The following is a 25,704-nucleotide window of genomic DNA, read 5'->3' as shown; positions in this document are numbered from 1 at the left end:
AGGAGAACGAGCATGGCGAGTGCCTCGCTGCCCGTCCTGTCCGCGGAAGGCGGACTGTCACGTTATCTCGATGAAATCCGCAAGTTCCCGATGCTGGAACCGAGCCAGGAATACATGCTGGCCAAGCGTTGGCGCGAGCACGGCGACCGCGAGGCGGCGCACAAGCTCGTCACCTCGCATCTGCGCCTCGTCGCCAAGATCGCCATGGGCTATCGCGGCTATGGCCTGCCGATCGGGGAGGTCGTGTCGGAAGGCAATGTTGGCCTGATGCAGGCGGTGAAACGCTTCGAGCCCGAGAAGGGCTTCCGCCTCGCCACCTACGCGATGTGGTGGATCAAGGCCTCGATCCAGGAATATATCCTGCGATCGTGGTCGCTGGTGAAGATGGGCACCACCGCGAACCAGAAGAAGCTGTTCTTCAACCTGCGCAAGGCCAAGAGCAAGATCTCGGCGCTGGGCGAGGGCGATCTGCGCCCCGACCAGGTCCAGCAGATCGCGACCAAGCTCGGCGTCAACGCGCAGGACGTGGTCGACATGAATCGCCGCCTCGGTGGCGACGCCTCGCTCAACACGCCGCTCCGTGAGGATGGCGAGGGCGAGTGGCAGGACTGGCTGGTCGACGATTCGGAGAGCCAGGAACGCCGCCTCGCCGATTCCGAGGAAGCCGACAACCGTCATTCGGCGCTGCGCGAGGCGCTGGAGGTGCTCAATCCGCGCGAGCGGCGCATCTTCGAGGCGCGCCGCCTGGCCGAGGATCCGATCACCCTGGAGCAGCTCTCCGAGGAATTCGGCGTGTCGCGCGAGCGCGTGCGCCAGATCGAGGTCCGCGCCTTCGAGAAGGTGCAGGAAGCCGTGAAGAAGGCCATCACCCGCATCGAGGCGCCGCGCGCGGCGCTGCCGGCGGCCTGAGCCTGGTTTCCAGTTTCAAGAATGTTCAAGGGGCGCCGTGAGGCGCTCCTTTTTCATGTGCTGTCCTAGACGATAAGGCGCGGGAACCCTCTCCCGGAGGGAGAGGGCAGGGTGAGGGGTAGGCGGCTGGACGCTTTGGCTGCGACCTGACCGTTGCTGCGGTGAGGATGAGCGCAACTGACCCAAGGGCCTACACCTCACCCCTGCCCCTCTCCTTACAGGAGAGGGATTCCCCGCGCGTGTTCCCACTGCCTTCGCTTCGCTGAAGGCGGTCGCCTCAGTACAGCGGCGGCAGCGGCTGGAGCGGCAGGCGGAACGGGCCGATGAAGACCCGGCCTTCGCGCAGCGAAACCGGCGGCAAGGTGGTGAGGCCGGGCGTCGCGCCGGCATTGTTGCCGCCACGTCCGCCGAGGAAACCGCCGAGGCCGCCCAGCAGGTTGCCGATGCGCAGGCCGCCGATCTGCTCGATGCCGGCTGCCGCGAGCTGGAGATCGCCGGCGACGCGGTGCTGCGGGTCGAGAGCGAGCTGGCCGCTGCCGTCGACGCGGGCCTTGCCCTTGGTCGAGACGAGGCGGGTCAGTTCGAAGGTGCCGTTGGCGGCGCGCCAGCTTTCGAGCGCGTCGGGATTGAAGCCCTTGCGGAAGTTCTCGGCCTGGGTGAGCGTCGCCTGCAGGTCGATCTCGCCGGCCTCCGTGTTGCCGAGCAGCGCGTCGATCGGCGGCAGGATCGTGCCCTTGGCGGCGATGGCGATGTCGACGGCCTGATCGGTGGCGGGGCGCGTCGGGTTGCGGCGCAAATGCGCTTCGAGCGTGGCGGCGCCCCAGGTCTCGGTGGTGAGGCCGGGCGTGGTCAGCACGCCGCGCGGTTCGCTGGCGACGAGGGCGAAGCGCTCCGGGCTGCGCCAGGCGAAGCTGGCGTCGAGATTCTTCCAGGTCAGGTCGAGCACGCGGCCTTCGGGCAGCGTGACCTTTGCCGGGCTCGAAGCTTCCAGGATCACGAGGCCGGGCGAATAGACCTGGCCGACTACGACCGCGGGGCCAGTATCGATGCGGACCGCATCGCCCCAGCGCGTCGAGGTCAGGCTCAGCGCTGTGCAGCGCAACTCGATGCGGAAGGGGAAGCCGCCGATGCTGCGGTCGGTGCAGGTCCAGGTGCGGCCGCGTTCGACCTCGCGGGCCAATGCGGTGTCGATCTCGGTCGCGATCCGGCCGCGCGCATAGAACCAGAAGGCGGACCAGCCGGCAGCGAGGACGACCAGCAGCATGAAGGGCCCGTAAAGCCAGAAGCGGCTGCGGCGGCGCGTCGGAAGGGGATCGGTCATGCGGCAGGCGTTCCTTGCGCAGGGGCGGGCGGATCGTTAGATCGCCCGGGTTGCTTTCGCGGGCGGCCTATCTCGTTGTCGTGGCACCGGATTTGCTCGAAAGGCGGGTACCGCTTTTCGGGCCGATGCTCAAGCAAGCAGGCCGGCGCGGCCAAATTATGGGACGAGGATGACGACCGAATTCGGCGCGACCGATCTCTGGGTCTTCGGCTATGGCTCGCTGATCTGGCGGCCGGGCTTCGCCTTCGAGGAGAGCGTGCAGGCGCGCCTCCACGGCTATCACCGCTCGCTCTGCGTGTTATCGCATGTCCATCGCGGCACGCCGGAGCGGCCGGGGCTGGTGCTGGGGCTCGATCGCGGCGGGGTCTGCCGCGGCCTCGCCTTCCGCGTTGCGGCCGGGCAGGCACAGGAGACGGTGGATTATCTCCGAGCACGCGAGCAGGCGACTTCGGTCTATCTCGAACGGCATGTGCCGCTGAAGCTGGAGGATGGCCGGCAGGTGCGCGGTATCGTCTATGTCGCCGACCGCAAGCACCTGCAATATGCCGGCAAGCTGCCGGCGGAGCAGTTGCTCAAGCTCGTTCGAGAGGGCAGGGGCCAATCCGGCGAAAACCCGGACTATGTGCTGCAGACCCATGAGCATCTGCGCAAGATGGGCATCTTCGACCCTGTGCTGGCGGAGTTGGCGCAGCACCTGGCGCCGGGGCTCGGCGCGCCGCATCCGCCGCTGGCGGGATAGAGGAGCCAGCTGCTCTCGGAATCGCTTTGTCATCCCGGGCTTGCCCCGGGATCCATCATAAAGTTCGTCGTTCTACGATGGATCCCGGATCGGCGTTGCTACGCAGCTTGTCCGGGATGACGCTCAGGCTCCGCCGAATATCGGCCTGCTCTCGTCAGCCTTCCGGGTTCGCTTCCGGCATCAGGTCGAGCAAGGCGGCGCGGCGGCTGATGCCATCCTCGGCGAGCAGGTGGACATGGATCTCGCAGGCGCCGGCGGCCATGATCGAGCGCTGCCAGCGGCCGAGCGCGGCCTCGATGCCGAAGGGGCCGGAATCGCGGGCCGCGATGACGCGCCGGTCGGCGGAGACGGCGAGCAGGACCGCGTCGGTGAAGCCCAGCGCATGCGTGTCGTCAACCGAGAAGACCGAGGCGACATAGCGCCGGCCGGAACGGCCGCGCCAGGCGGTGAAGCGGCGCTCGCTGAGCGCGGCGGTGCTGCGCAAGGGCATTTCGCGGGCCGCGGGGGCCTCGTCGAAGAGATCGGGGGTGTAGCGATAGGCGAGAGCGGCCATGTCCGTTCCTCCGTGATAGGAACAAAATGGGAACAACATGGGGATAAGTCAAGCGCTGCCGAAGGCGAAACCGCACTCCGGCTGGTTGGATGCTGTCAGGGAATGTCAGGAGCTGGCGAGCGGGTCCATGCCGCGCGCGGCGAGCTCGGCGCGGCCTTGTGCCAGGAGCCGGTCGCTCGCGGTCTCGACACGCTCCTGCAACAGGCGCTGGAAGGAAGCCTTGTCGAGCCCAGGCGCGATCGGTGGCAGGATCTCGATGCGGACGGTGCCGGGGCGACGCAGGAACTTGCGGCGCGGCCAGTAGAGGCCGGTGTTCAGGGCGACCGGAACGCAGGGCACGCCGAGCTCGGCATAGAGATGGGCGGCGCCGAATTTGTATTCCGGCGGAGCGCCGGGTGCGCGGCGGGTGCCCTCCGGGAAGATCAGGAGCTGGCGGCCGTTCTGGCCGAGCTCGATCTTGGCGCGGCGCGTGACGGCGGAGAGCGCGCGCGCGCGGGCGCCGCGATTGACCGGGATCATCCGCATCTTCATCAGGGCCCAGCCGAAGAGCGGGATCCAGGTCAATTCGCGCTTGAGGATGAAGACCGGGTTCCGGAAGACCGTGACCAGCGCGAAGGTCTCCAGGAAGGACTGGTGCTTGGCGCCGACCATCAGGCCGCCCTGAGGGATGTTCTCGACGCCGGTGATCTCGCAGCGCGTGCCGGCGACGATGCGCATCAGCCAGAGCGAGGACCGCGCCCAGCCGATCGCGACCGACAGCAGTATCCGCCGCGGCAGCAGCATCGCGGGCAGGACACCAAAGATCAGCCAGAGGATGAGATTGGCATAGAACAGGGTGTTGAAGGCGAGAGAGCGCAGGACGAGCATGCTGCGCAATGAGCCCGAGATGCCGTCCCGGTCAAGCGCCATCGCGTCGCTTCGGCGTCAACCTTCGTGACGATGCTGGCCCATGAGGCGCGTGCGCTTCTCGGCGGCAGGGCCGAGCGTTTCGGCGGGCTTCGGCGAAACCGGCTTGCGGCCGCCGATGATCACCGAGAGGCGTGAGGTTTCCGGGTCGTTTTCGACGAGGCTGCGCAGGCGCGCGACCAGATATTTCGCATATTCCGGCGCCAGCACCTTGATGGCCGGCCAGCGGTTCCACCAGCCGGAGGTGTCGATATGCTCGGTGACGACCGGGTGGGCGACGAGCCGGATGCCCGGCATAGCATGGGCGAATTCGGCGAGCGTGCGCGGCATGTGATAGTTCGAGGTCACCACGAGCAGCGAGCGGAAGCCGTGGCGGCGGACCCAGCGTCTTGCCTCGATGGCGTTGCCGATGGTGTTGCGGGCGCGATAGTCGAGATCGACGCAGCAGGCGAGCAGGTCGCGCGCGGCCGGGTTCAGCTTGGCGAGCTCTTCGCGCCCCGTCTTCTCGTTGACGCCGCTGATGAGGAGGCGCTTGCCGCGCTCGGCGCCGAGCAGGTCCATGGCGTCGCCGACGCGCTGGGCGCCGCCGGTGACGACGACGATCGCATCGGTGCGCGGTGTGTTCGCCGGTTCGCGTGCATCGATCATGCCGACGAAGCGGACATAGCCGATTCCAAGGAGCAGCAGACCGAGGCCGGCCATGGCGGCGATGGCCAATCCGAGGATGCGGCGCAGCGAGATCGACCGGGCGGGCTTGCCGCTCCCGGGCGCGGAATCGGATTGAGCCATCGTGAGATGGTCGTCTGTGCTGCCGATCATGGCCATGACGCCGCGGTCCTAGCGCGCCAATCGGGCATAACGGCGGCAGGTCTGCGTCCAGCCCCGCCGCAGGGGTTAAGGCTTGGTTGACGTCGTGCAGCCAGGGCGACGCTCATGCGAGCATCCTCAGGTGGTGTCGCACCGTGAAGCGCGAGACCAGGCCTGCAATCGCCGCGACGATCAGGGCGACGAGAATGACGGCGCCATAGCCGGTCCAGCCGATCTCGAAGGCGCCGAACAGGGCCTGCAACTGCTCGGCCTCGGGCGTGGCGCTCCAGCGCGAGGCGAGGAAGCCCAGGATGCCGATCGTGGCGATCGCAGCGAGACCGCCGAAGAGGCCGCCGCGGAGGCCGAGCCGGACGAAGCGGCTCTGGAATTCGCGGGCGATGAAATCGTCGTTGGCTCCGACGAAATGCAGGACCTCGACGCTGTCGCGGCTGCCGGCCATGGCACCGCGGGTGGCGAAGGCGACGGCCAGCGCTGCCGCCGTCAGCACGAGCAGGACGATCGCGAAGCCCGAGGCGATGATGGTCCCGGCCATGGCGGAGAGGCGCCGGACCCAGAGCCGGTGGTCGTCCAGCGTGGCGGTCGGGATTTCGCGGCGCAGCATCGTGCCGAAGCCGGCGAGGTCGGTGGGGGCGTCTGTCCTCAGCTTCAGCACGATCAGGCGCGGCACCGGCAATTCGACGAGATCGAGCCCGGTGCCGAGCCAGGGCTCGAGCAGCTTGTCGGATTCGGCCTTCGGCACGGCGCGGACGCTCTCGACCTCCTTCAGCCCGCTTGCGAGCATGACGGCGCGCGCCACGTCGTCGTCGATCTTGCGATGCGAATCGGGGCGGACCTGGATGGTCATCTCGTTGGAAATGGCCCCGCGCCATTGGTCGGAGGCGCGAGCGGCGAGGACTGCGGCGCCGGCGCTCAGCGAGGCGAGGAAGGTCAGGATCGCGATCACGGCCATCAGTGCGCGGCCGGCGACATTGTCGACGGGGACGAGCGGCTGGTCCCGCCGGAGATTGGCGGGCAGGCCGCGTGCCTTCCGCCCGGGTTCCCGGTCGCTGGTCTCAGGCGTCGACATGCAGATGTCCGTCGGCCAGCACGAGACGCGGCGCGTCGTAGATTTCCATCAGGTTGAGGTCGTGGGTCGCGATGAGGACGGCTGTCCCGAGCGATTGCAACTCCATGAACAGCCGCAGCAGGCGACGGCCGAGGCCGGGGTCGACATTGCCGGTCGGTTCGTCGGCGAGCAGAAGCTCGGGCCGGCTGATCAGGGCGCGGGCGATGGCCGCGCGCTGCTTCTCGCCGCCTGACAGCACGGGCGGCACGGCATGCATGCGTTCGCCGAGGCCGACCCAGCGCAGCAGTTCGACGACCTCGGCGCGGTAGCTCGCCTCTTCCTTGCCGAGGACGCGCAATGGCAGCGCGACATTCTCGTAGACGGTGAGGTGGTCGAGCAGGCGGAAATCCTGGAAGACCACGCCCATGCGGCGGCGGAAGGCGGTGAGCGTGTCCGGCTCGAGGCGTGAGACATCCTGGCCGAACAGGTTGACCAGCCCGCGCGTCGGCTTCAGCGCCATCAGGATGAGGCGCATCAGCGTCGTCTTGCCGGCGCCGGATGGGCCGGTCAGATACTGGAACGAGCGCGGCTCGATGCTGAAGTTGATGTCCTTCAGCACCTCCGGGCCCATGCCGTATCGCAGGCCGACATTCTCGAACCGAACCAAGCGGTCTTCCTCGTTGAAACGATCTCTTGCGAATCTGCCGATGATCCTACACCGCAAGCCAGCGCGCGCGGAATGATCGTGGTGCGGCCAATCTGCCCGAGAGATTCTTCACGGGGCGTTAACCATAAATCGCGCCAATGGAAACGCGCGCAACGGCTGGCGCCATCCGGTGCCATGCCGATGCGCCCAGGTGCTTGCGGGAATCGCACTGAAGGAGTTCGCTCGCGGCCATGCTGATCGTCTGCCCATCCTGCGCGAGCCAATATGAACTCGACGCGGCCAAACTGGGGCCGGAAGGGCGCAAGGTGCGATGCGCCAACTGCAAGACCTCCTGGCATGTCGAGCCCGCCGCTTTCCCCGAACCGCCCAGCGAGGCCGAGACCCAGGCGCTGCTCGCCGAGGAGCTGGAGCGCGCCGCCGCGATCGATGCCGAGATCACCGCGCTCGCCGCCGAAGCGGGCGAGCAGGACGTCTCGGAGGAACCCCCTGCCGTCGAGGCGCCGCCGGCCGCCGTGCCGAAGCGCCGCGGCGGCAAGCGCCCGGCCAAGCCGAGCAAGACGTCCGGTGCGTTCCTGCGCCGTGGCGGCGCCGGACGGCCGATGGCTGCGGCATTCGCGGGCCTCGTCCTGCTCGCCGGCGTCGTCGGGCAGCGCGAGGCGGCGGTTCGAGCCGCTCCGCAACTGGCAGGCCTGTTCGACAAGCTTGGAATGCCGGTGAACGTCCGGGGCCTCAGCCTCAGCGCGGTCGAGAGCGGCGTCGTCGCTGACGGCCAGAACCGCTTCCTCGTCGTCGAGGGCGATGTCACCAATGTCACCAAGAGCAAGGCCGCGGTGCCGCTGATCGAGGTCGCGGTCAAGGATGCCGGCGGCGCCACGCTCTACACCTGGACGACCGAGCCGCCGCGGGCGAGCCTGGAGCCGGCGGAGCTGATCCGCTTCCGGGCGCGGCTGGCCTCGCCGCCGGAGCAGGGGCAGTCGGTCCGGGTGCGCTTCACCTCGGCCGCGACCGCGGCCAATCTCGCCAGCAAGCATTGAGGCTGCTAGGACGGTGGTCTGTCGACCGGGCCGGACCAGCAGCCGGACGGTTTTCATGAATCATCGCCCCTCAGGCCTTCTGTGCGCTGGAAACGCGCGGGGCTGTCGGGCGGATATCGAAACGGAGTCACCATGCCGGAACGGCGCATCAGGGTTCTCTACGACGAAGCGGCGATCGCGCGGCGCAACGAGGAGATGGCGCAGGCCATCGCGGCCAGCAACCCGAAGGACCTGCTCGTCGTCGCCGTCCTGAAGGGCAGCTTCATGTTCGCCGCCGACCTGATCCGGGCGATGCATCGCACCGGGCTCTCGCCGCAGGTCGAGTTCATCCATCTGTCGAGCTATCTCTCGGGCACGGTTTCCTCGGGCCAGGTCGAGATCCTGCGCGATGTGCAGAGCGAGGTGCGCGGCCGCGATGTGCTGCTGGTCGACGACATCCTCGAATCCGGCCGGACGCTGGCCTTCGCCAAGGACCTGCTGGCGGCGCGTGGCGCGGGCAAGGTCTCGACCGCCGTGCTGCTGGAGAAGCCCCACAAGAGGGCCGTCAATATCCAGGCCGATTATGTCGGTTTCGAATGCCCGGATTATTTCGTCGTCGGCTACGGCATGGACGTCGCGCATTCCTATCGGCAACTGCCGTTCGTCGGCGTGGTCGAGACCGATGATCAGGCCGGTTTGCCGGGGATCTGAGGAGCATTCATGTCGCGTATTCTGGTCGTCGATGACGAGGAGCCGCTGCGCATGCTGGTCGCGCGCGGCCTTGGCCTCGACGGACATAGCTGCCTGACGGCGTCGGACGGGGCCGAAGCGCTCGACATCCTCGTCGCCGAGCAGGGGCGGTTCGACCTGCTGCTGACCGATATCCGCATGCCCTTGATGGACGGCATCGCGCTGGCGCTCGCAGCCAAGCAGCAGTTCCCCGACCTGACGATCATGCTGATGACCGGCTATGCCGAACAGCGCGAGCGCGCGAAAAGCCTGGAATCGATCGTCGCCGAGGTGATGGCCAAGCCCTTCACGATCGCGGAATTGCGCGCCACCGTGCTGAAGGTGATCGAGCGCTCGATCGGCTAGCGGTTGAGCCACCAGATCGAGGCGTTGAGCAGCGTCGCGAAGGCGACCCAGGCGAGATAGGGCCAGAACAGGTTCGAGGCCAGCCGGTCGAGCGGGCGGAAGGCCGCGATGGTCGCCGCGATCAAGACCAGCAGCGGCAGGATGACGATCAAGCCGGCAACCGGGCTGTTGGCGCCGAAGAAGGCGAAGGACCAGCCGATATTGAACAGAAGCTGCAGGTGATAGACCAGCAGCGCGCGGCGGCGGCCGGGAATGCCGACCGGCAGGCGCAGGATGCGGAACACGCCGAGCGCCATCAGCGCATAGAGCGCGGTCCAGACCGGCGCGAAGATCCAGTTCGGCGGGTTGAAGGACGGCTTGATGAGGCCGGCATACCAGGTCGGGATCTGCGGCACGGTCACGGCGCTGCCGGCGACCGAGGCAGCCACCACGGGGAGGATGGCGATGGCCAGGGCTGCCCAGAGCGGAGGGCGGCTATCGGTCGAGGTCTGGGGCAGCGTCGTCATGATCTGATCATGGGGAGCGTCTGAGCGCCCCGCAAGGCGATGCGCCTGCTTCCGGCATGCAGCGACATTCCCGCTGCTCATGGAACTTTTCCGACGTGGCGCCCAGGAACCGTCGGTTCGCTCATGCCGGCTGCGGCGCAAGCCTTCTCAGGACCAGATCGCCTTCGCCTTCTCCAGATAGCGCTTGCGTTCCGCCAGCCCGTTGCGGCCGCCATTGATCAGTTTGGTCACGCGTTCGGCGTCGTCGGCATCGGCGGCTGCGTTGATGGCGCGCTCGCTCCAATAGGCGAAGGCGACACGCAGCGAGGTCTCGGGCTCTTTCGCCCGTTCCGGCTCGGCCTCCAGGTCGATGCCAAGGACCTCGCCGAAGCGGCGATAGTTCGCCCGGCCGGTGAGCTGGAAGATGCCGCGGCCGTGATAGCGGATGCCATCGCCGGCCTGTGTGTTGCCGAGATCGCGCCGGCCCTCGTAGCGGATGAAATAGGCGGGGCCGCCATATTCCTCGAGCGTGCGGAAGCCGTCGGTCTCGTGGGCCGCCTGCGCCAGGAAATGGCAGATGCGCCGTGGCGTCGTGATGTCGTGATCATCGGCCAGTTCGTCGAAGCGCGCGGCGATGCCGGCGACAATCGCTGCATTGGCCGAGGGGGCGAGGCGCAGCAGACGCTCGCGGGTGACCGCCAGGCCCGGCTCGGGGGCGTGGTCGATACCGATCCAGGTTCCGATGGCACGCATCGACATGAAAATGCCCTCCCGCAAAGGAGGGCATCATCGCCGCTGTTGCGGTGCCGGGGATAAGATCGCCCGGCTGAGAGGGGTCAGCCGCTGACGGCGGTGTATTCGGTCTCGATCGAGGAGGCGTGGACCTCGTGGTCGAAGCCGTAGATATGGATCGAGATCGCCTCGCCCGGTCCGAAATTGCGCATGCGGTGGATATTCGGGCCGGAGGGCAGCATGCAGGCGACATAGCCGGGCTGGCGCTCCTGCTCCTCGGTCTGGACGGCGCGATTGGCGTCGATGGCGCGATACCAGGTCTCGGTGACCGTGCCGGAGACGACGCCGAAGCAGCAGGAGCAGTGATGGTCGTGGATCGAGGTCGCCGAGCCCTCGACCCAGACGATCGCCCAGACGCTGACAGCATCGTTGCCGGCGAGGAGGTTGCGGCTGTAGCAGCCGGCCTTGCGCTGCAGCGGCAGGCGCTGGATCAGGTCGGGCATGGCGACGAGTTCCTGCAGCACCTCGCGGGCGGCGCTCAGGTAGTCGCGCGTCAGCGTGCCGGCATCGGTCCGCAGATTGCGCAACACGGCCCCGCGCCGCTCCTCGCTCAGAAAACCCTGCATGCCATTCCCCTCTGGATCACTTTGGGAATGATACGCGCCGCATGGGGGCAGCGGTTTGCGGAGATGGAGAATTTTCATCCCCAATTGGAATTCAGTGCCCCTTGTGGAATGATACTTGGAATATTTTCTCTGCTTCATTCTCCATGAAGGAAGCCAATTCCGATTTCCGCGAGGAATCATGGCCAAGCTCGACGCTTTCGATCTGCGCATCCTGGCGCGCTTGCAGGAGGATGCGAGCCTGCCGCTGGCCGAACTCGCCGAGGCGGTGGGGCTGTCGTCGTCGCCTTGCTGGCGGCGGGTGCAGAAGCTGGAGGAGGGCGGCTACATCAAGCGCCGCGTCGCCCTGCTCGACCGCGACAAGCTCAAGGCGGGCGTCACCGTCTTCATCGCGGTCCGGACGGCAAGACACTCGATGGAATGGCTGGAACGCTTCCATACGGCCGTGCAGGACCTGCCGGAGATCGTCGATTTCTACCGGATGAGCGGCGAGATCGACTATCTGCTCAAGGCCTGCGTCTCCGACATCGCCGCCTATGACGCGCTCTACAAGAAGCTGATCTCGCGCATCGATCTCAGCGACGTGACCTCGATGTTCGCGATGGAAGAGCTGAAATCGACCTCGGCGATCCCGCTCGGGTTCGCGGGGGAGGGGTGAAATTCTGAGGCTCGGCCTCAGCCCTTCGTGACCTTCTGGTAGTCCTTCACGTCCGAGAAGGTGATGTCGGGCGCGCGCTCGGCATCGTATTTCAGCGTGAACTGGCTCGACGCCATGAAGACCGGGTCGCCGTCGAGATCGTCGGCCATGGCCGAGGGCTTGTGGCCGACGAACTTCGCCAGCGCAACCTTGTCGTCCGAGGAGACCCAGCGGGCAATCGAGAACTGGCAGGGCTCGAAATCGACGGGTAGCGAGTATTCCGCGTCCATGCGCTCCTTGAGCACGTCGAGCTGGAGCGCGCCGACGACGCCGACGATGGCGGGCGCGCCGTCGTGGGGCAGGAAGAGCTGGACGACGCCTTCCTCGGCCATCTGCTGCAGGGCTTCGCGCAGCTTCTTGGCCTTCATCGCGTCCTTCAGCTTGACGCGGCGCAGGATTTCCGGCGCGAAGCTCGGCACGCCCTTGAAGACGATGTCCTCGCCCTCGGTCAGCGTGTCGCCGATGCGCAGGGTGCCGTGGTTGGGCAGGCCGACGATGTCGCCGGCGAAGGCTTCCTCGGCGATCGAGCGGTCCCGGGCGAAGAAGAATTGCGGCGCGTTGAGCGGCATCGGCTTGCCGGTGCGGACCAGCTTGGCCTTCATGCCGCGCGACAGCTTGCCCGAGCAGATGCGCATGAAGGCGATGCGGTCGCGGTGGTTCGGATCCATGTTCGCCTGGATCTTGAAGACGAAGCCGGTCATCTTCGGCTCGCCCGCCTCGATCGGGCGCTTGTCGGACGCTTGCGCGCGCGGGCTCGGCGCATAGGCACCGAGCGCGTCGATCAGGTCGCGCACGCCGTAGTCGCGGAGCGCCGCGCCGAAATAGAGCGGCGTGAGGTGTCCTTCGCGGAAGGCCTGGAGGTCGAAGGGCTTCAGGCCCTCGGCGGCCAGGAAGACCTCCTCGCGCCAGGTCTCGGCGGCGCCATGCGGCAGCAACTCGTCGAAAAGCGGATCGTCCCAGCCGGAGACCTGGCGGTCCTCGGCGCGCTCGTCGCCCTTCTGGTTGCGACGGAAGGTGTTGGCCTTGAGATCGTAGGTGCCGACGAACTCCCGGCCGCGGCCGACCGGCCAGGTCATAGGCGCGACATCGAGCGCCAGCGTCGTCTCGATCTCGTTGATCAGGTCGAAGGGGTCGCGCGTCTCGCGGTCGACCTTGTTGATGAAGGTGACGATCGGGATGTCGCGGAGGCGGCAGACCTCGAACAGCTTCTTGGTGCGGTCCTCGATGCCCTTGGCGGCGTCGATCACCATGACGGCGGCGTCGACGGCGGTGAGTGTGCGGTAGGTGTCTTCCGAGAAGTCCTCGTGGCCGGGCGTATCGAGCAGGTTGAAGACGTGGTCGCCGTATTCGAAGGTCATCACCGAGGTGACGACCGAGATGCCGCGCTGACGCTCGATCTTCATCCAGTCCGAGGAGGTCTGGCGTCGGCCCTGCTTGGCGCGGACTTCGCCGGCGAGCTGAATGGCGCCGCCGAAATAGAGCAGCTTCTCGGTCAGCGTCGTCTTGCCCGCGTCCGGGTGCGAGATGATAGCGAAGGTGCGCCGGCGCGCATGCGGCGCAGCAGAGGCAGCGGACGCTTCAAGGGTCGAAAGATCGGTCATGGCGCGCATGAAGACGGAAGGGGGGCGGAAGTCAATTGGTTGGCGCTGTTCCGATCGCCCGAGCCCGCCGATCTTACGCGGAACCAAGCCGTCATTCCGGGGCGGGCCGCAGGCCCGAGCCCGGAACCCAGAACCGATGCCCTTTGTGAATTCAAGCGGTGACCCGACCGAGCTTTCCCAGCAGCGGCATCGGTTCTGGGTTCCGGGCTCTTCGCTGGCGCGAAGCCCCGGAATGACGGCGTGGCTCCGTCGAAATCCTCAATGCCAAGTCAGTTCTTCAGCCGATAGCCCGTCTTGAAGATCCAGCCGACGGTGGCGATGCAGGCCACGAGGAAGAGCAGGGTCATGCCGAGGCTCACCCCCAGGCTGACATCGGCGAGCCCGTAGAAGCTCCAGCGGAAGCCGCTGATCAGGTAGACCACGGGATTGAACAGCGTCACCGTCTGCCAAAAGGGCGGCAGCATCGAGATCGAGTAGAAGGAGCCGCCGAGGAAGGCGAGCGGCGTGACGATCAGCAGGGGAATGACCTGCAATTTCTCGAAGCCGTCTGCCCAGATGCCGATGATGAAGCCGAACAGGCTGAAGGTCGTCGCCGTCAGCACCAGGAAGAGCATCATCATCACGGGATGCTCGATCCGCAGCGGCACGAAGAAGGCGGCTGTCAGCAGGATGATCAGGCCGAGCAGGATCGATTTCGACGCGGCGGCGCCGACATAGGCGATCACCGCCTCCCACCAGGCGACGGGAGCCGAGAGCAGCTCGTAGATCGTGCCGGTGAATTTCGGGAAATAGATCGCGAAGGAGGCGTTGGCGATGCTCTGCGTCAGCAGCGAGAGCATGATCAGGCCGGGCACGATAAAGGCGCCATAGGGCACGCCCTCGACCGATTGCATGCGCGAGCCGATCGCGCCGCCGAAGACGATGAAATAGAGCGAGGTCGAGAGCACCGGCGAGACGATGCTCTGGAGCGGGGTGCGCCAGGTCCGGTTCATCTCGAAGCGGTAGATCGCGGCGATGGCGTGGAGGTTGAGACCGGTCATCAACGGCGCTCCCTGACGAGGCTCACGAAGATGTCCTCGAGCGAGCTCTGGCTGGTACTGAGGTCCCTGAAGCGGATGCCGGCTTCGGCGAGGCCCTGCAGCAAGGTGGTGATGCCGGTGCGCTCTCCTTGCGTGTCGTAGATGTAGACGATCTCGTCGCCGGCCGCCGAGAGCTTGAGGTCGAAGCTCGCTAAGGGCGCGGGGATGGCCGCGATCGGCTGCTGGAGCTGGAGGGAGAGCTGCTTCTTGCCGAGCTTGCGCATCAGTTCGGCCTTCTCCTCGACCAGGATGATCTCGCCCTTGGAGATGACGCCGACGCGGTCGGCCATCTCCTCGGCCTCCTCGATGTAATGCGTGGTCAGGATGATGGTGACGCCGTCGTCGCGTAGGCGACGGACCATCCGCCACATATCCTGCCGGAGTTCGACATCGACACCGGCGGTCGGCTCGTCGAGGAAGAGGATGCGCGGCTCGTGGCTGAGCGCCTTGGCGATCATGACGCGCCGCTTCATGCCGCCCGAGAGCATGCGGATCTGGCTGTCCTTCTTCTCCCAGAGCGAGAGGTCCTTGAGGATGCGCTCGATCAGGGCGGGGTCGCGCGGCTTGCCGAAAAGGCCGCGGCTGAAATTGACGGTCGACCACACCGTCTCGAAGGCGTCGGTGGTCAGTTCCTGCGGCACGAGGCCGATCGCCGAGCGGGCGGCGCGATAGTCGCGGAGGATGTCGTGGCCATCGGCCGTGACGGTGCCGGTGCTCGGCCGGACGAGGCCGCAGATGATGCTGATCAGCGTCGTCTTGCCGGCGCCGTTGGGGCCGAGCAGGGCGAAGATCTCGCCGCGCCTGATGGCGAGGTCGACCGATTTCAGTGCGCTGAAGCCGGAAGCGTAGGTCTTCGAGAGGCCGGAGACCGAGATGATCGGCGAGGACGTGTCTGACATGGGCGGCATATAGGGGAGCCGTTGCGTGGTTGCGATGGCGGGGTCATGCGGGGAAAGCATGATCGCCTGTCAGTTCATGGCGGGAAGGGCTGCGAAACGAAAAGGCCGGGCGCAGGGCCCGGCCTTCCTTACACGACGCAACTGCAGTCTACCTCATGAAGAACCACAACAGAATGATGATCGGGATCGGAACGCCCACAAGCCACAGGATGATCGAACGCATTTTTCAGCCCCCGTTTGGAACGATGATGCTGCGGCAACGCTCGTCCGAGGGGGAAAGTTCCTGCCGGCTCAGCGTCAGATTCCGCCGAAAGCCCCAGCGGTCGCGTGCCATTGCGGGCGATAGCCGTGCTCCAACGCTGCGAGGGTGGCGGGAGGGGTGAGCACGGTCACCAGCCCTGCCGGGCGTTCGCGGCGGTCGACATAACCCCCGGGCGACCAGAGCAGGGCGGATGTCCCGTGCAGCGCGAGAAAATCCCTGCCATCGTCGGAAAGCAGCATCGCGCCATCGGGCAATGGCTCCGCCGGCAGCCGGTGGGTGCGCTTCCTGCGGCCGTCGAGGCGATCGGCATCGAGAATGCGGTCGATCTCGGGGAAGAGCGGCGTCTCGGGAAGGCCGAGGCCGCGCACCAGCGCCGCGCGATAGGCAAGCGCATCGGGGCGCCGGCACTCCATGCAGGGGCGGTGCCCGGCGGCGAGGGCCGTCACCTCGTCGCAGAAGAACAGTTCGGTATAGCCGCGGCCCCAGACCTTGCGCTTGCGCCCCTTGAAGGAGAGGACGCAGCAGAGCCATTGGCGCGTCGCCTGGATGCGGGTGGGGACCTCATACGCTGCGGGGTCATGAAAGCGGCCGCCGCGATTGCCGTAGAAGGTGCCGCGCGCGGGATCGGCGAAGAGCGTGCCATCGGGCCTGACGCGGTTGGGAAGGGGCATGATCGGCATCCGCTGCAGGGGATCGCTGACGATCCTAGCCTAGTGCCGGCCCGTTGTTGGCAGGACGATCACCGGCGATTTTCCGTGATCCCGTCAGCAGAGCCTTAACGCTAGAAGCAAGTCGGCGCCGGCCCCTAAGGCATTTGAAGTATTTTCGGCCCCATTCCGATGGCGACGAAGCCATGCGGAGCCGGCAAGCGCCACGATGAACACCTATCTTCCCCTGATCCTGTTCACGGTGCTGACCAACGCCGCCGCGCAACTGATGCTGAAGCGCGGCATGACCGGCGTCGGTTCGCTCGACGTCGCCGGCGACGGGCTGATCGCCACGGTCTTCCGCGTCGTCTTCAACCCCTTCGTCTTCGCGGGCCTGTGCACTTTCGTGATCAGCATGGCCTCGCACCTGATCGTGCTCTCCAAGGTGCAGATCAGCTACGCCTACCCGTTCCTGAGCCTCGCCTATGTCGTGGTCGCGGCTTACGCCTATTTCGTCTTCCACGAGGATCTGAGCGCGATGCGCATCGCCGGCATCGGCTTCATCGTGCTGGGCACCATCTTCATTGCACAAAGCTGAGGGAGATCATGGACCTGATCGTACGCCTGTTCCTGCGCCTCGGCGCCCTGTTCGAGCCGCCGGTGGCGCCGCAGCCGATCCCGGTGCCGGTGCGCAATCGCCCGCGCCTGCCTGTCGACCGGAGATGACGCGATGAAGCACATCATCATCGGCGGCGACGGTTTCGTCGGCTCGCATCTGGCGGCTGATCTCGCTGCCATGGGCGAGGAGGTGCTGGTCGCCGACATCCACCAGAGCAGCCATGTGCATTACGCCAAGGTGCCGTTCCTGATGGTCGACGTGACAAAGGCGGAGAGCGTGGATGCGATCCCGCTGACGCCGGACGACCTTGTCTACAATCTCTCGGCCAAGATGCTCTCGCCGATCGTGACGCGGGCGGAACGGCACGACTTCTTCTGGCCGGTGAACTATCACGGCACGCAGAACATCCTGTCGTGGATGGAGAAGAACGGCGCCAACCGGCTCGTCCATTTCACCACCGACATGATCTACGGCCATTCGGTGACGGTGCCGCAGGACGAGACGCATCCAGCCCATCCGCTCGGCGAATACGGCGAGAGCAAGCTCGCGACCGAGCGGCTTGCCGACGAGTACCGTGCCAAGGGCTTCCGCATCCCGATCTTCCGGCCGCGGCTGATCATCGGGCCGGGGCGGCTCGGCATCCTCGTCAAGCTGTTCAAGCTGATCGACATGAACCTGCCGGTGCCGATGATTGGCTCGGGCAAGAACCCCTACCAGTTCATCTCGGTGTTCGACTGCGCCAGCGCCTGCGTCGCGGCCTGGAAGGCGGGCTTCCCGAACGAGGCCTATAATCTCGGCTCCGACGACCCGCCGCCGGTGAAGAAGCTGCTCGGCGACCTGATCAAGCATGCCGGCTCGAAATCGATCCTGCTGCCGACGCCGGCCTCGCTGGTCAAGCTGACGCTCGACACGCTGGACGCGATCAACCTGCCGATCATGGACCCCGAGCAGTACAAGATCGCCGACGAAATCTGCATTCTCGACACGTCCAAGGCCAAGCGCGAACTCGGCTGGAAGCCGCAATACCGCGACGAGGACATGCTGCTCGCCGCCTATACCGAATACCGCAAGGCCAAGGATGGCCTTAAAACAGCCGAGAGGAGCCTCGCCGCATGAGCATGCCCGCCTTCAAGAACGAGGACGTCGCCGTGACGAATGCCCGGCCGCAGCTCATCAGCGTGGAAGCCGCCAAGCAGCTCGATGCCGCGCAGGTGAAGGAGCTCTTCGCAGCCCATATCAATCCCGGCCAGCTTCACTTCCTGAAGCTGCTCGGCTTCGACAAGATCCTCGTCGATCGCGCCGAGGGGATGCATTACATCACCAAGGACGGCCGCAAGATCCTCGATTTCTTCGGCGGCTTCTGCTCGGTCGCCTTCGGCCATAACCATCCGCGCATCGTCGCGGCCCGGCAGAAATTCCAGGACGAGAACCGCCATGAGATCTGCATGGCCTTCATGTCGCAATATGCGTCCGCGCTGGCGAAGAACCTCGCCACGATCGCGCCCGGCGATCTTGACATGGTCTTCCTCGGCTCGACCGGCTCGGAGGCGATGGAGGCGGCGCTGAAGGTCGCCGAGCAGGCGCAGGGCCCGGAGAAGTCCAAGATCCTGCACGCCGCGAATTCGTTCCACGGCAAGACCAAGGGCGTGCTCTCGGTCACGGATTCGACGCTCTACCAGTCGCAGTTCAAGCTGGTCGAGAACCGGGTCAAGGTGCCCTTCGGCGACATCGATGCCGTGCGGCAGGCGCTGGAGAACGATCCCTCGATCGGTATCGTCGTGATGGAGACTATCCAGGGCGGCGGCGGCATCGTCGAGGCGCCCGAGGGCTTCTGGCGCCAATTGCGCGCGCTTTGCGACAAGCACGGTGTGCTCTGGGTCGCCGACGAGGTGCAGTGCGGGCTCGGCCGCACCGGCCAGTTCTTCGCCTTCGAGCGCGACGGGGTGGTGCCTGATGTCACCGCGCTCGCCAAGGCGCTCGGCGGCTCCAAGGCCGCGATGGGCGCGATGATCGCGCGGCGCGAGATCTACATGAAGGCCTATGGCAAGCCGAAGAGCGCGCTGATCCATGCGCAGGCGACTTTCGGTGGCATGGGCGAGGCCTGCGTCTCGTCGATCGAGGCCCTCAACGTCCTCTATGACGAGGACCTGATGGGCAATGCCCAGCGCCAGGGCGACTACCTGATCGAGAAGCTGAACGGCCTGCGCGCCAAGTACCCGACGCTGCTCAAGGAGATCCGCGGGCGCGGCCTGATGATCGGCGTCGAGTTCCAGGACATCAGCGAGACCATGCCCTTCGGGCTGAAGCACATGGTCGCGCTGCTCGACGACAAGCTGAAGGGCTCGCTCTGCGGCTTCGTCGGCGCGCTGCTCCTGAAGGAACACGACGTGCTCGTCGCCTTCACCGAGTACAACCGCAACGTCATCCGGCTGGAGCCGCCCTTGATCGTCACGCGCGAGCAGTGCGACCAGTTTCTCGCGGCCTTCGAGGCTGTGCTGTCGGGCGGCGTCACCGGCATCGTCACCGGCTATCTGCGCAAGGTCGCGGTCGGCAAGGGCTGATCGGTTCGCTCTGCGACGACAAAAAAGAGGCCGGCTTGCGCCGGCCTTTTGAGTCAGGGGTCTCGAAACAGGGGTCTTCCAGAAAGGCTCAGTAGTAGCCGCACACCCGGCGGTAGCCGATGACGTTGCCCCAGCGGTCGAAGCGCTCGACCAGGTCGCAGGAGCGGGCGGGGGCGGCGTAGTAGCCGTAGCCATAGGCGGGGCGGGTGGCACCGGCGATGATGGCGCCCGCGGCGATCGCGCCGACCACGCCGGCTCCGACACCCCAGCCCCGGTGGCCGTAGCCGTAACCCCAGCGCGGGCGCGCCTCGGCGCCGGACGCCGCGAAGGTGGTGGCCAGGGTGAGGGCCGCGAGGGTCGCGGTCACGGTCTTGCGGAACGTCGTCATGCTCGTCTCCCAATCTCTGCGAGAGCGAAGGTTTCGCTCTTCATGCTCATTGGTCTCGGCGAACGGGCGGCAGGTTCAAAGGTGACGAGAGATTTTTTCGGGGCGGTTCAGGTTGATCGGAAACGTCTATGCGATCAGCCCGACGCTCGCCCATAGAAGCGCAGCAGCTCCAGGCCCTCCGGACTGGTCCAATCCGCCTCGCCGACGGGATAGCCGACGCTGCGCGCCTCGCGATCGAGCATATAGGTCATCGGCATGCCGTAGAGCGGGAAGGGCGTGGGCTTCGCCGATTTCGGGCCGGAGGCCACCGTTCCCTCGGCATCGATGAACGTCGCGAGATCGGCGAGACCCAGCCTGTCGAGATAGGCTCTCACAGTCGCCACCGACTTATCGAGGGAGACCGGCACGACGACGAAGGGCTCGCGAGCTGTCTTTGCCTGGAGCCGCCGCAGGATCGGCAGTTCGCGTCGGCAAGGCGGGCACCAGCTCGCCCAGAAGTTCAGGAGGACCGCCTTGCCGCGATAGGCGGAGAGCGGCCGGGTCTTGCCGGAGAGATCGGTTATCACGAGAGACCCGGCGTCTTCCGGCGGGTCGATCTGGATGAACTGGGAGCTCGGGCCGGCGAAGCGCGGCGGCTGCCGGGCGGCGGCTGGCCTCGCGGCCAAGGGCGAGAGCAGGGCAGCAGCGAGGGCTTGGCGGCGTGTCGGCGAAAGGGCGGTGTTCCGGCCCGATGCCGGCTGACGATTCACAGGCGCAGTCATGTGCCGCAGCTAGCAGCAGGCTGCAGTGACAGGAAACCACTGTCGCACGCATCTCACCGGGCTGTGATGTCGCAACCTCCCATCTATTGCGCAGTGACGCGCCGCCAGAAATCGGAGGAGAAGCCCGGGTCGATATGCGCAGCGAAGTCGCGCCAGCGCGGGAAGGAGGCCGCGAAGGTCGCGGATGACATGCGGGCATCCTTGTACGGGTTGACCCGTCCGCCCGCGGCGATCGCGAGGCCGTCCAGCCGTGTCAGCAGCCGCTCGGTCCGCTCGCCGCGATTGGGGAAGTCCAGCGTCAGCGTCGCGCCCGGCATGGGAAAGGACATCAGGCCGGGCGAGGGCTTGTCGCCGAAGAGCTTCAGCACCGTCAGGAAGGAGGCTTCGCCGGCAGCGAGCGTCTGCCGCAGCATCTCCGCGACGGTCGCGGCGGCATGCTCTGGCGGGATGGCGCATTGGAACTGCCGCAGGCCCTTCGGGCCATAGGCACGGTTCCAGTCGTGGATGCGGTCGAGCGGATAGAAGAAGGGGCGATAGGGCACGCGGCGTTCGATCCCATCGCGCGGCTGGCTGTTGCGATAGAGCCAGTTGAAGGCACCCAGCGTCACGCGGTTGATCAGCGGAACGGGCGGCTTCAGCGGGAAGGGCAGCGCGCGGGCTTGGCTTGGCGGAGGTTCATCGGAGGCGGGGGCGTGGTTGGCCCGGAAGAAGACGCCGCGGCCGAAATTGCGGCCGCTGGCGAGCGAGTCGATCCAGGCGACGGTGTAGTCATGCGTCGCATCGGATGCTGCGGCGATTTCGAAGAAGCGATCGAGATTGTCGAAAGGCAGGACTTCCTGCGCCATCTCGGCTGATGCGATCGGCATCAGTTGCAAAGTCACTTGCGTCACCAGCCCGGTCAGGCCGAAGCCGCCGATGGTCGCGGCGAAGAGCTCACCGTTGAGGTCCGGCGCGCAGATCAGGCGCTGCCCGTCAGAGCGCATGAGCTCGAAGGCGCGGACATGGCAGCCGAAGGTGCCGGCGCTGTGATGGTTCTTGCCGTGGACGTCATTGGCGAGCGCGCCGCCGATCGTGACGAAGGCGGTGCCGGGCGTGACCGGGGGAAACCAGCCGGCCGACACGGCGATCTCGAGCAGGCGGTCGAGCATGAGCCCGGCGCCGCACGTGATGAGGCCCGTCTCGCGGTCGAAGGCGAGGATGTCGTCGAGGCCGCGCGCATCGATCAGCGTGCCGCCGTCATTGAGGCAGGAATCGCCATAGGAGCGGCCGTTGCCATAGGCGAGAAGGGGCCGGCGCGTGCGGTGGGGGGCATCGAGCCAGGCGCGGGCATCGACGATCGTGCTGCCCCGGGCCGCGAGCCCGCCCCAGGAGCGGTAGTCCGAAAGGGGCGCGGTCACGGCACGAAGGTCGCGGCGACCATGATCAGGACCACGACGAGCCCCATGAACTGGCTGCGCCAGTCGCGGATCATGAAGACCAGCGGGTCATCCGGCATGTGGCCGCGGCGGGCCAGGAACCAGATCCGCGCCATCTGGTAGAGGATGATCGGGCAGATCAGCCAGATCAGTTTGGGCTGGCTGTAGAGCTGCTTCACGTTGGCACTGTCGACATAGAGCGCCATGATCAGGGCGCAGGTGCAGCCCGAGGCCATGCCGAGCTGGGACAGCGCCTCGATATCCTCGGCGTGATAGCCGCGTCCCGCCTTCTTCAGGCCGGACTGGTCCTGAGTCAGGCGCAGTTCGGCATAGCGCTTCACCAGCGCGAGGCTCAGGAACAGGAACATCGCGAAGGCAAGCAGCCAGGAGGACACAGGTATCGCTGCCGCGGCGTTGCCGGCGAGGATACGCAAAGTGTGCATGGCGGCGAGGCCGAGCACGTCGACCAGAAGCTTACGCTTGAGGAAGAGCAAGTAGGCGAGCGCCAGGAAGAGATAGGCCAGCAGCGCGAGCAGGAAATTCCGCGGCTGGGGGACGAGGAGGACCGTCGAAAAGGCAGCGATCAGCAGCACCGGCACGGCGGCATAGGCCTGCGCCGCCGTGATCTCGCCGGCCGCCAACGGGCGCTTGCACTTGGTCGGATGACGCCGGTCCGCCTCGACATCCATGATGTCGTTGAGGAGGTAGACCGCCGAGGCGATCAGGCTGAAGGCGACGAAGGCGATCAGGCCGAGCCAGAGCGCGTGCGGATCGAAGGCGTCGTGGTTGAGCAGGATCGGAACGAAGACCAGGCCGTTCTTGAGCCAGTGGTGCGGCCGCATCGCCCTGATCATCGCGGTCACAGACATGGTGAGGCCCGTCTCCCCCAAGACATGGGTCGGCCTCCGCGCTGCGGAACCCGACTGCCGGCTCAACCGGCGCGGGCGTTATCGGCGGAAAACTCCTAAGCGCAGGTGCATATGGCGCCGAAACGGGCTGCGATTTCGACGCCATGCTTAACACCGGGCTTCCGCGTTCCGCGAAAGCCCGGGGCGGCCGGCGCCTCGATCGGGCGCAGGCCGAAGCCGTCAGACCTTGGCGGCGCTGGCGGCGGCGTCGATATTGGCGACGAGCTCGGCATCGAGGCCGAGCGAGCCGGCAAGGCCCGCCAGGAAGTCCTTCTCGGCGGCATTGTCTGGATTGATGGCGATGCGGGCCGCCGTGTAGATCTGGGCTGCGAGCTCAGGGCTCTCGGCCGCCTCGACCAGCGTATCGATCGAAGCCGGCTTCGCCATCTCCTTCGCCAGCCATTCATGCGCCTCCTGATCGAGGCCGGCCTCCTTCAGGCCGCCGAGGATGGCGCTCTGCTCCTCGGCATCGATATGGCCGTCGGCGGCCGCGGCCGCGATCATGGCGCGGATGAAGACGAGCGCGGTGGCCTCGGTCGCGGCCTGCGGCTCGAAGCCGGTGCCGGCCGGCGCCGGCAACACGTCCTGATGCTGGGCGGCATTGAGCAGCGGCTTGCCGGCCTGGTAGTTCTGGTAGGCCTTGTAGGCAAGGCCGCCGATCAGGGCGAGGCCGCCGAGCTTGGCCGCGGAACCGGCGACCGAGCGGCCGGTCGAGGTGCCGAAGACGAGAGCGCCGAGGCCGCCGAGGACGGCGGTGGCCAGCGCCGGATTGCTGCTGAACATGCCCTTTGCCTGCTCGATGAGCTGGTCCGGCGTCCGGCCGCCGGTAACCCGGCCGAGTGCATCGCCGGCGCCCTGCTGCACGCCGGTCTGGCGCGCCGCGTCGCCGAGGCCCTGCGTCGCCTGGGTGAGGATCTGGCCCGCCAGACCGCCGAGCCCGCCCGAGCGCTGGACCTGATCGGCCAGCCCGCCGAGCATGCCGCCGAGGCCGCCCTGCTGCCCCGCCTGCGCGCCGGCCTGGCTGCCGGCGTTGATCAGGGCGTCGAGCAGGGATTTGGCATTGAACATCTAGGTTTCTCCTGTTGGCGGTCGTGATGCCGCGCAGTCGAGGTCGATCAGCCGCATGAAAACGGCGCGACCAAGGCGTGGCTTTGCACAGCTTCGCGCTCAAGTCATCGGCAGCGGCAGCAGCCCCGGCTCTTTCAGGGTTTCCAATGCGATCTCGGAGCGGACGCGAGCCACGCTCTCATGCGGCATCAGGATCTCGTTGACCAGCCGGGCCAGCGCCTTGAGGTCGCCGACCGCGACCTTCAGCAGATAATCCGCCTCGCCCGTCAGGGCATGAGCCTCGAGGATTGCGGGCGTCAGGCGCACGAGATCGCGGAAGCGGCGGGCATTGTCGCGCGAATGCGTGTCGAGCGCGACATGGATGAAGACGATGACGCCGAGGCCGACGGCGGATGGCTCAAGCGCCGCACGATAGCCGCGGATCACGCCCTCCTGCTCCAGTCGCTGCCGGCGGCGCGAGACCTGGCTCGCCGACAGGCCGACCGTCTCGGCGAGGGCTGCATTGGTGAGAGAGGCGTCGTTCTGCAGCGCGTCCAGCAAGCGCCAGTCGAGTGCGTCGAGTGCGTCGAGTGCGGCCATATGATGCATCCTTCGCAGACATGATGCGTGGATCGTGCATTGAAACGCTTATCGCAGGCAAGTTTACACGCCATTCGCCTGATGTCTGCGCGATGATGGGACATCCCGGAAAGAGCAGACAGGAGGAATGCCCATGGGTCCGTTTCCGCACGATGCCGCCCCGCCCGCGATCTCGGCCGCCAATCCGATGGGAACCGACGGCTTCGAGTTCGTCGAATTCGCCCATCCCGAGCCGGACAAGCTCGGTGCTCTCTTCGAGACGATGGGCTTCACCAAGGTCGCCCGCCATCGCTCGAAGCAGGTGACGCTCTACCGGCAGGGCGACGTCAATTTCGTCGTCAATGCCGAGCCCGGTTCCTTCGCTCAGGCCTTCGCAGCCGAACATGGTCCGTGCGCCTGCGCCATGGCCTTCCGCGTCGTCGATGCGAAGCATGCCTTCGAGCGTGCGGTGTCGCTGGGCGCCGAGCCTTATGAGAGTGCGATCGGGCCGGGCGAGCTTGCGATCCCCGCCGTGCGCGGCATCGGCGGCTCGCTGCTCTATTTCGTCGACCGTTACGGCGAGAAGGGCTCGATCTGGGACGTCGATTTCGAATGGATCGGCGAGCGCGATCCCCATCCCGAGCAGGCCGGGCTCTACTATCTCGACCATCTCACCCATAACGTCATCCGCGGACGCATGGACCATTGGGCCGGCTGGTACGGCAAGCTGTTCAACTTCCGCGAGATCCGCTTCTTCAATATCGAGGGCAAGCTGACCGGCCTGATCTCGCGGGCGCTGACCTCGCCCTGCGGCAAGATCCGCATACCCATCAACGAGTCGCTCGACGACAAGAGCCAGATCGAGGAGTACCTGCGCCAGTACAAGGGCGAGGGCATCCAGCATGTCGCGATGGGCTCGCGCGACATCTATGCCAGCGTCGAGGCGCTACGCGGCAACGGGCTGCCCTTCATGCCGGCGCCACCCGTGACCTATTACGAGAAGGTCGATGCCCGCGTGCCAAACCATGGCGAGCCGGTCGAGCGGCTGAAGGCCAACGGCATCCTGATCGACGGCGAGGGCGCGGTGGCGCTCGGCGAGAAGGAGGGGCGGATGAGCAAGGTGCTGCTGCAGATCTTCTCTGCCACGGTGGTCGGGCCGATCTTCTTCGAGTTCATCCAGCGCAAGGGCGATGACGGCTTCGGCGAGGGCAATTTCCGCGCCCTGTTCGAATCGATCGAGGAGGATCAGATCCGCCGGGGCGTGCTGAGCCCCGCGGCTGCCGAATAGCACTCCATGCCGCATGGCCGGACGGCCCGGCCATGCG

At 66.6% G+C, this 25,704-nt stretch carries 29 protein-coding genes; 10 read left to right on the top strand and 19 right to left on the bottom strand.

Translation table 11 applies throughout. The annotated features are described in order from the left end of the window. Positions 1 to 12 precede the first annotated feature (12 nt). Positions 13 to 909, top strand: a complete 897-nt coding sequence (gene rpoH, locus ACFJGT_RS19590) for an RNA polymerase sigma factor RpoH (RefSeq protein ID WP_377841289.1) — start codon at positions 13 to 15, stop codon at positions 907 to 909. Positions 910 to 1,186: 277 nt separating this feature from the next. On the opposite strand, the gene ACFJGT_RS19585 is transcribed toward rpoH, so the two are convergent. Continuing rightward, entirely contained in the window at positions 1,187 to 2,230 is a 1,044-nt protein-coding gene (locus ACFJGT_RS19585; RefSeq protein WP_377841287.1) for a DUF2125 domain-containing protein, read from the bottom strand. 169 nt (positions 2,231 to 2,399) lie between these two features. Here ACFJGT_RS19585 and ACFJGT_RS19580 point away from each other — a divergent pair, with 169 nt between their 5' ends. After that, positions 2,400 to 2,969, top strand: a complete 570-nt coding sequence (locus ACFJGT_RS19580; protein WP_377841285.1) for a gamma-glutamylcyclotransferase — start codon at positions 2,400 to 2,402, stop codon at positions 2,967 to 2,969. Positions 2,970 to 3,123: 154 nt separating this feature from the next. Here ACFJGT_RS19580 and ACFJGT_RS19575 read toward each other — a convergent pair whose 3' ends face one another. The 5 genes from ACFJGT_RS19575 to ftsE all read right to left on the bottom strand — a co-directional run bounded on the left by ACFJGT_RS19575 (position 3,124) and on the right by ftsE (position 6,968). Continuing rightward, complete coding sequence (locus ACFJGT_RS19575; RefSeq protein ID WP_377841283.1) at positions 3,124 to 3,522, bottom strand: hypothetical protein; 399 nt, start codon at positions 3,520 to 3,522, stop codon at positions 3,124 to 3,126. A 105-nt stretch (positions 3,523 to 3,627) separates the two neighbouring features. After that, positions 3,628 to 4,431: a lysophospholipid acyltransferase family protein gene (locus tag ACFJGT_RS19570; protein ID WP_377841280.1), complete on the bottom strand. Its 804-nt coding sequence runs from the start codon at positions 4,429 to 4,431 to the stop codon at positions 3,628 to 3,630. A gap of 15 nt (positions 4,432 to 4,446) precedes the next feature. Beyond that, positions 4,447 to 5,253 carry a YdcF family protein gene (locus ACFJGT_RS19565; RefSeq protein ID WP_377841278.1) on the bottom strand — a complete coding sequence of 269 codons (807 nt, stop codon included), beginning with the start codon at positions 5,251 to 5,253 and terminating at the stop codon, positions 4,447 to 4,449. 106 nt (positions 5,254 to 5,359) lie between these two features. Continuing rightward, complete coding sequence (locus ACFJGT_RS19560) at positions 5,360 to 6,322, bottom strand: cell division protein FtsX (RefSeq protein ID WP_377841276.1); 963 nt, start codon at positions 6,320 to 6,322, stop codon at positions 5,360 to 5,362. After that, entirely contained in the window at positions 6,309 to 6,968 is a 660-nt protein-coding gene (gene ftsE, locus ACFJGT_RS19555; protein ID WP_199093469.1) for a cell division ATP-binding protein FtsE, read from the bottom strand. The genes ACFJGT_RS19560 and ftsE overlap by 14 nt, the downstream gene beginning before the upstream one ends. A 230-nt stretch (positions 6,969 to 7,198) precedes the next feature. Here ftsE and ACFJGT_RS19550 point away from each other — a divergent pair, with 230 nt between their 5' ends. The 3 genes from ACFJGT_RS19550 (at position 7,199) to ACFJGT_RS19540 (ending at position 9,076) form a co-directional block, all read left to right on the top strand. Next, the gene (locus ACFJGT_RS19550) at positions 7,199 to 8,002 is read left to right on the top strand and encodes a zinc-ribbon domain-containing protein (protein WP_377841271.1); all 804 of its coding nucleotides are present in this window, start codon (positions 7,199 to 7,201) and stop codon (positions 8,000 to 8,002) included. A gap of 132 nt (positions 8,003 to 8,134) precedes the next feature. Next, complete coding sequence (hpt, locus tag ACFJGT_RS19545) at positions 8,135 to 8,692, top strand: hypoxanthine phosphoribosyltransferase (protein ID WP_377841269.1); 558 nt, start codon at positions 8,135 to 8,137, stop codon at positions 8,690 to 8,692. Positions 8,693 to 8,701: 9 nt separating this feature from the next. Further along, a complete protein-coding gene (locus tag ACFJGT_RS19540; protein ID WP_061970590.1) occupies positions 8,702 to 9,076 on the top strand; it encodes a response regulator in 375 nt (124 codons plus the stop codon). On the opposite strand, the gene ACFJGT_RS19535 is transcribed toward ACFJGT_RS19540, so the two are convergent. The 3 genes from ACFJGT_RS19535 to ACFJGT_RS19525 all read right to left on the bottom strand — a co-directional run bounded on the left by ACFJGT_RS19535 (position 9,073) and on the right by ACFJGT_RS19525 (position 10,919). Next, entirely contained in the window at positions 9,073 to 9,582 is a 510-nt protein-coding gene (locus ACFJGT_RS19535) for a TspO/MBR family protein (protein WP_377841265.1), read from the bottom strand. The two genes, ACFJGT_RS19540 and ACFJGT_RS19535, sit on opposite strands and share 4 nt — an antisense overlap. Before the next feature lie 147 nt (positions 9,583 to 9,729). Then, positions 9,730 to 10,320: a glycoside hydrolase family 19 protein gene (locus tag ACFJGT_RS19530; protein WP_377841262.1), complete on the bottom strand. Its 591-nt coding sequence runs from the start codon at positions 10,318 to 10,320 to the stop codon at positions 9,730 to 9,732. Positions 10,321 to 10,397: 77 nt separating this feature from the next. After that, complete coding sequence (locus tag ACFJGT_RS19525; protein WP_377841259.1) at positions 10,398 to 10,919, bottom strand: cysteine dioxygenase; 522 nt, start codon at positions 10,917 to 10,919, stop codon at positions 10,398 to 10,400. A 178-nt stretch (positions 10,920 to 11,097) separates the two neighbouring features. Between ACFJGT_RS19525 and ACFJGT_RS19520 the strand changes: the two genes are divergently transcribed. After that, positions 11,098 to 11,574 (top strand): Lrp/AsnC family transcriptional regulator, encoded by a 477-nt coding sequence (locus ACFJGT_RS19520; protein ID WP_377841257.1) that lies wholly within the window; start codon positions 11,098 to 11,100, stop codon positions 11,572 to 11,574. 17 nt (positions 11,575 to 11,591) lie between these two features. On the opposite strand, the gene ACFJGT_RS19515 is transcribed toward ACFJGT_RS19520, so the two are convergent. The 4 genes from ACFJGT_RS19515 to ACFJGT_RS19500 all read right to left on the bottom strand — a co-directional run bounded on the left by ACFJGT_RS19515 (position 11,592) and on the right by ACFJGT_RS19500 (position 16,125). After that, positions 11,592 to 13,214 (bottom strand): peptide chain release factor 3, encoded by a 1,623-nt coding sequence (locus ACFJGT_RS19515; protein WP_377841254.1) that lies wholly within the window; start codon positions 13,212 to 13,214, stop codon positions 11,592 to 11,594. Between the two features lie 269 nt (positions 13,215 to 13,483). Further along, positions 13,484 to 14,254: an ABC transporter permease gene (locus ACFJGT_RS19510; RefSeq protein ID WP_377841252.1), complete on the bottom strand. Its 771-nt coding sequence runs from the start codon at positions 14,252 to 14,254 to the stop codon at positions 13,484 to 13,486. After that, positions 14,254 to 15,192 (bottom strand): ABC transporter ATP-binding protein, encoded by a 939-nt coding sequence (locus tag ACFJGT_RS19505; RefSeq protein ID WP_377841250.1) that lies wholly within the window; start codon positions 15,190 to 15,192, stop codon positions 14,254 to 14,256. Before ACFJGT_RS19505 ends, ACFJGT_RS19510 begins: the two co-directional genes overlap by 1 nt. Before the next feature lie 297 nt (positions 15,193 to 15,489). Next, entirely contained in the window at positions 15,490 to 16,125 is a 636-nt protein-coding gene (locus ACFJGT_RS19500; RefSeq protein ID WP_377841247.1) for a hypothetical protein, read from the bottom strand. 205 nt (positions 16,126 to 16,330) lie between these two features. Between ACFJGT_RS19500 and ACFJGT_RS19495 the strand changes: the two genes are divergently transcribed. The 3 genes from ACFJGT_RS19495 to ACFJGT_RS19485 all read left to right on the top strand — a co-directional run bounded on the left by ACFJGT_RS19495 (position 16,331) and on the right by ACFJGT_RS19485 (position 19,281). After that, positions 16,331 to 16,699 carry a transporter gene (locus tag ACFJGT_RS19495; RefSeq protein WP_377841245.1) on the top strand — a complete coding sequence of 123 codons (369 nt, stop codon included), beginning with the start codon at positions 16,331 to 16,333 and terminating at the stop codon, positions 16,697 to 16,699. Positions 16,700 to 16,831: 132 nt separating this feature from the next. Continuing rightward, positions 16,832 to 17,836 (top strand): NAD-dependent epimerase/dehydratase family protein, encoded by a 1,005-nt coding sequence (locus ACFJGT_RS19490; protein ID WP_377841243.1) that lies wholly within the window; start codon positions 16,832 to 16,834, stop codon positions 17,834 to 17,836. Then, positions 17,833 to 19,281, top strand: a complete 1,449-nt coding sequence (locus tag ACFJGT_RS19485; RefSeq protein ID WP_377841240.1) for an aspartate aminotransferase family protein — start codon at positions 17,833 to 17,835, stop codon at positions 19,279 to 19,281. Before ACFJGT_RS19490 ends, ACFJGT_RS19485 begins: the two co-directional genes overlap by 4 nt. 88 nt (positions 19,282 to 19,369) lie before the next feature. Here ACFJGT_RS19485 and ACFJGT_RS19480 read toward each other — a convergent pair whose 3' ends face one another. The 6 genes from ACFJGT_RS19480 to ACFJGT_RS19455 all read right to left on the bottom strand — a co-directional run bounded on the left by ACFJGT_RS19480 (position 19,370) and on the right by ACFJGT_RS19455 (position 24,409). Continuing rightward, positions 19,370 to 19,669: a hypothetical protein gene (locus ACFJGT_RS19480; RefSeq protein ID WP_377841237.1), complete on the bottom strand. Its 300-nt coding sequence runs from the start codon at positions 19,667 to 19,669 to the stop codon at positions 19,370 to 19,372. A gap of 134 nt (positions 19,670 to 19,803) precedes the next feature. Then, complete coding sequence (locus ACFJGT_RS19475; RefSeq protein ID WP_377841235.1) at positions 19,804 to 20,430, bottom strand: TlpA disulfide reductase family protein; 627 nt, start codon at positions 20,428 to 20,430, stop codon at positions 19,804 to 19,806. 83 nt (positions 20,431 to 20,513) lie between these two features. Beyond that, positions 20,514 to 21,827 carry an FAD-dependent oxidoreductase gene (locus tag ACFJGT_RS19470; protein WP_377841233.1) on the bottom strand — a complete coding sequence of 438 codons (1,314 nt, stop codon included), beginning with the start codon at positions 21,825 to 21,827 and terminating at the stop codon, positions 20,514 to 20,516. Then, the gene (locus ACFJGT_RS19465) at positions 21,824 to 22,714 is read right to left on the bottom strand and encodes a UbiA family prenyltransferase (RefSeq protein ID WP_377841231.1); all 891 of its coding nucleotides are present in this window, start codon (positions 22,712 to 22,714) and stop codon (positions 21,824 to 21,826) included. Before ACFJGT_RS19465 ends, ACFJGT_RS19470 begins: the two co-directional genes overlap by 4 nt. Before the next feature lie 219 nt (positions 22,715 to 22,933). Then, positions 22,934 to 23,821 carry a tellurite resistance TerB family protein gene (locus tag ACFJGT_RS19460; protein WP_377841229.1) on the bottom strand — a complete coding sequence of 296 codons (888 nt, stop codon included), beginning with the start codon at positions 23,819 to 23,821 and terminating at the stop codon, positions 22,934 to 22,936. A 99-nt stretch (positions 23,822 to 23,920) separates the two neighbouring features. Next, positions 23,921 to 24,409: an Lrp/AsnC family transcriptional regulator gene (locus ACFJGT_RS19455; protein ID WP_377841227.1), complete on the bottom strand. Its 489-nt coding sequence runs from the start codon at positions 24,407 to 24,409 to the stop codon at positions 23,921 to 23,923. Positions 24,410 to 24,533: 124 nt separating this feature from the next. Between ACFJGT_RS19455 and hppD the strand changes: the two genes are divergently transcribed. Next, positions 24,534 to 25,667: a 4-hydroxyphenylpyruvate dioxygenase gene (gene hppD, locus ACFJGT_RS19450; protein ID WP_377841224.1), complete on the top strand. Its 1,134-nt coding sequence runs from the start codon at positions 24,534 to 24,536 to the stop codon at positions 25,665 to 25,667. The last annotated feature ends 37 nt before the right edge of the window (positions 25,668 to 25,704 follow it).

Origin of the sequence: Allobosea sp. UC22_33 (genome assembly GCF_042700715.1) — a bacterium.
Taxonomy (GTDB): domain Bacteria; phylum Pseudomonadota; class Alphaproteobacteria; order Rhizobiales; family Beijerinckiaceae; genus Allobosea.
This window is presented reverse-complemented; position numbering and strand designations above follow the sequence as displayed.

Excerpts from the sequence above, each read along its gene's own strand:
- ACFJGT_RS19490 (WP_377841243.1), top strand. The coding sequence starts at position 16,832 with ATGAAGCACATCATCATCGGCGGCGACGGTTTCGTCGGCTCGCATCTG.
- ACFJGT_RS19540 (WP_061970590.1), top strand. The coding sequence starts at position 8,702 with ATGTCGCGTATTCTGGTCGTCGATGACGAGGAGCCGCTGCGCATGCTG.
- ACFJGT_RS19480 (WP_377841237.1), bottom strand. The coding sequence starts at position 19,669 with ATGACGACGTTCCGCAAGACCGTGACCGCGACCCTCGCGGCCCTCACC.
- ACFJGT_RS19575 (WP_377841283.1), bottom strand. The coding sequence starts at position 3,522 with ATGGCCGCTCTCGCCTATCGCTACACCCCCGATCTCTTCGACGAGGCC.
- ACFJGT_RS19570 (WP_377841280.1), bottom strand. The coding sequence starts at position 4,431 with ATGGCGCTTGACCGGGACGGCATCTCGGGCTCATTGCGCAGCATGCTC.
- ACFJGT_RS19485 (WP_377841240.1), top strand. The coding sequence starts at position 17,833 with ATGAGCATGCCCGCCTTCAAGAACGAGGACGTCGCCGTGACGAATGCC.
- ACFJGT_RS19515 (WP_377841254.1), bottom strand. The coding sequence starts at position 13,214 with ATGACCGATCTTTCGACCCTTGAAGCGTCCGCTGCCTCTGCTGCGCCG.
- ACFJGT_RS19475 (WP_377841235.1), bottom strand. The coding sequence starts at position 20,430 with ATGACTGCGCCTGTGAATCGTCAGCCGGCATCGGGCCGGAACACCGCC.
- rpoH (WP_377841289.1), top strand. The coding sequence starts at position 13 with ATGGCGAGTGCCTCGCTGCCCGTCCTGTCCGCGGAAGGCGGACTGTCA.
- ACFJGT_RS19585 (WP_377841287.1), bottom strand. The coding sequence starts at position 2,230 with ATGACCGATCCCCTTCCGACGCGCCGCCGCAGCCGCTTCTGGCTTTAC.
- ACFJGT_RS19535 (WP_377841265.1), bottom strand. The coding sequence starts at position 9,582 with ATGACGACGCTGCCCCAGACCTCGACCGATAGCCGCCCTCCGCTCTGG.
- ACFJGT_RS19455 (WP_377841227.1), bottom strand. The coding sequence starts at position 24,409 with ATGCATCATATGGCCGCACTCGACGCACTCGACGCACTCGACTGGCGC.
- ACFJGT_RS19500 (WP_377841247.1), bottom strand. The coding sequence starts at position 16,125 with ATGCCCCTTCCCAACCGCGTCAGGCCCGATGGCACGCTCTTCGCCGAT.
- hpt (WP_377841269.1), top strand. The coding sequence starts at position 8,135 with ATGCCGGAACGGCGCATCAGGGTTCTCTACGACGAAGCGGCGATCGCG.
- ACFJGT_RS19560 (WP_377841276.1), bottom strand. The coding sequence starts at position 6,322 with ATGTCGACGCCTGAGACCAGCGACCGGGAACCCGGGCGGAAGGCACGC.
- ACFJGT_RS19550 (WP_377841271.1), top strand. The coding sequence starts at position 7,199 with ATGCTGATCGTCTGCCCATCCTGCGCGAGCCAATATGAACTCGACGCG.
- ACFJGT_RS19510 (WP_377841252.1), bottom strand. The coding sequence starts at position 14,254 with ATGACCGGTCTCAACCTCCACGCCATCGCCGCGATCTACCGCTTCGAG.
- ACFJGT_RS19505 (WP_377841250.1), bottom strand. The coding sequence starts at position 15,192 with ATGTCAGACACGTCCTCGCCGATCATCTCGGTCTCCGGCCTCTCGAAG.
- ACFJGT_RS19520 (WP_377841257.1), top strand. The coding sequence starts at position 11,098 with ATGGCCAAGCTCGACGCTTTCGATCTGCGCATCCTGGCGCGCTTGCAG.
- ACFJGT_RS19460 (WP_377841229.1), bottom strand. The coding sequence starts at position 23,821 with ATGTTCAATGCCAAATCCCTGCTCGACGCCCTGATCAACGCCGGCAGC.
- ACFJGT_RS19565 (WP_377841278.1), bottom strand. The coding sequence starts at position 5,253 with ATGGCCATGATCGGCAGCACAGACGACCATCTCACGATGGCTCAATCC.
- ACFJGT_RS19580 (WP_377841285.1), top strand. The coding sequence starts at position 2,400 with ATGACGACCGAATTCGGCGCGACCGATCTCTGGGTCTTCGGCTATGGC.
- ACFJGT_RS19465 (WP_377841231.1), bottom strand. The coding sequence starts at position 22,714 with ATGTCTGTGACCGCGATGATCAGGGCGATGCGGCCGCACCACTGGCTC.
- hppD (WP_377841224.1), top strand. The coding sequence starts at position 24,534 with ATGGGTCCGTTTCCGCACGATGCCGCCCCGCCCGCGATCTCGGCCGCC.
- ACFJGT_RS19525 (WP_377841259.1), bottom strand. The coding sequence starts at position 10,919 with ATGCAGGGTTTTCTGAGCGAGGAGCGGCGCGGGGCCGTGTTGCGCAAT.
- ACFJGT_RS19530 (WP_377841262.1), bottom strand. The coding sequence starts at position 10,320 with ATGTCGATGCGTGCCATCGGAACCTGGATCGGTATCGACCACGCCCCC.
- ACFJGT_RS19495 (WP_377841245.1), top strand. The coding sequence starts at position 16,331 with ATGAACACCTATCTTCCCCTGATCCTGTTCACGGTGCTGACCAACGCC.